Here is a 1886-nt window from a genome sequence, read left to right on the forward strand (position 1 = left end):
CCCATTATCTGTACAAATTTTTTGGGGCTGCAAATTAGTTGGTACAGTTGCTGGGTTTTTTTGGGGTGGATTCTTTCTTTCATATATTTTGATTGTGTTTCAACTTCTTTAAGTCAAAAAGAAAATGATTATTTTAAAATAACGTTCTTTATTTTCTTTTTTGTTGGTTCTCGTTTTGGTTTTTATATAGAAAATATCTTTTGGGGGCCATTTGATGAGATTTTTCATATTAGCGCTATTCAAGAAGGTGGATTTTCCGGCCAATTAGGCGGAACGTTCGCTATTATTGGGGTAATACTCTTACACTCAATACTACGTCCCGGTGGAACTTCACTTATGAGGTTGCTGGACATCATTGCTATTTCAGTTCTTCCTGGCATTGTTTGTACACGTATTGGAAATTTTTTCAATCACGAAGTACTTGGAGTGCCTACTGAAATGTTGCTTGGGGTAATTTTTTCTCATGCAGAAGGCTCAAAAAAGCAAATTCCCCTACACCCAGTACAATTATATGAAGCCTTCGGTTTTCTTTTAGGTTATGCTCTAAATTGGACCTCACAAAAAAAACACCTTTTTCAAGGTGAGATCTTCGGAAGAATTTGCCTCGTTACAAGTTCTACCCGATTCTTGTTAGAATTCCTAAAGGAAGATATAGGTAAAGGGTTCCCCTCTCCAGGACAGATATTTACACTTCCATTTTTTTTGATTGGATTTTCTCTCTTAATTTGGTTCCAAAGAAAAAAACTCTCTGTAAATCGACTCTTGTCCTTCAGGCAAAGAGACATTTAGAAAATGGTTCCCTTCTTCATCAACTGATTGCCGACGAACAGAACCCAAATTATGAAGTTTAGCAACCAATTCATATCTATTAGGTGGAATACAGAGCCAGGTAAGTCTATTCATTCGTTGGGCTTGAAGATCCATTTTATTCAACAGACAATCCAACCCATCTTCATTTGCAAACGAACAGAAAAGGGCATCTGGAAAATCCATCCGTAATTCCCCTATCCTATCTTCAAACAAATCTGCTTTATTGAAGACAAGAATGATTGGACATTCTTGATCGAAATTAAGTTCTTTAAGTACTTCATTGGTTGCATCCATATGAAGACGAAAAGATGGGTTAGATCCATCAACAATATGCAACAGGCAATCTGCTTCAAGAGCACCTTCAAGAGTGCTCCTAAATGCTGCTATCAAAGTATGAGGCAGCTTGCGAATGAATCCAACCGTATCTGTCACCAATACTTCTTGCTTAGAAGGTAGACATAAACGACGTGTAGTTGTGTCAAGAGTGGCAAATAACTTGTCCTCAACATAGACAGAGGCTCCAGTAAGGCAATTCATCAAAGTAGATTTGCCAGCATTGGTATATCCAACGAAAGCAAAACGAAAAACACCAGAACGAATTCTTTGCTTTTGAAACGTTCTCCGATCTTCCTTAATAGCCTCTAGTTGCTCCATTAGTTTTTGAGCAGTTTTTCTCAAGAGTCGCCTATCAAGCTCGATTTGAGTCTCTCCCTCTCCTTTCTGATTTACACCTCCTCCCTTTTGCCTAGAAAGATGGCCCCAGAGCCTCTTTAATCTAGGCATGTTATAACGAATTTGAGCCAATTGCACTTGAATCTTTGCCTCGTGTGTACGTGCCTTACTGGCGAATACTTCCAAAATAATTTCCGTTCTATCCATAACGGGCTTTTGGATTGCACCTTCCAAATTACGTTGCTGTGCGGGAGTCAATTCTTCATCAAAAACAACTACATCAACATCCAAATCAGACGCAGAAGCAACTATGTCTTTAAGTCTACCAGAGCCAATGAAGGTAGAAACGTGACGTTCACGCAGCGGACAAATGGTTGAATCCGCAACATCAATTTCGCACGACC

Annotated in this window: 2 protein-coding genes; one reads left to right on the forward strand and one right to left on the reverse strand. The window is 39.0% G+C overall.

All coding sequences use genetic code 11. The features are described 5' to 3' along the window. Positions 1-789 (forward strand): prolipoprotein diacylglyceryl transferase (locus GCCT14_RS04665; RefSeq protein ID WP_108624422.1); only part of this gene is annotated, 789 nt, incomplete at its 5' end. On the opposite strand, the gene hflX is transcribed toward GCCT14_RS04665, so the two are convergent. Continuing rightward, positions 721-1886 (reverse strand): GTPase HflX (hflX, locus tag GCCT14_RS04670; RefSeq protein ID WP_108624423.1); only part of this gene is annotated, 1166 nt, incomplete at its 5' end. The genes GCCT14_RS04665 and hflX overlap by 69 nt on opposite strands.

The sequence above is a fragment of the Candidatus Similichlamydia epinepheli genome, from assembly GCF_003056015.1.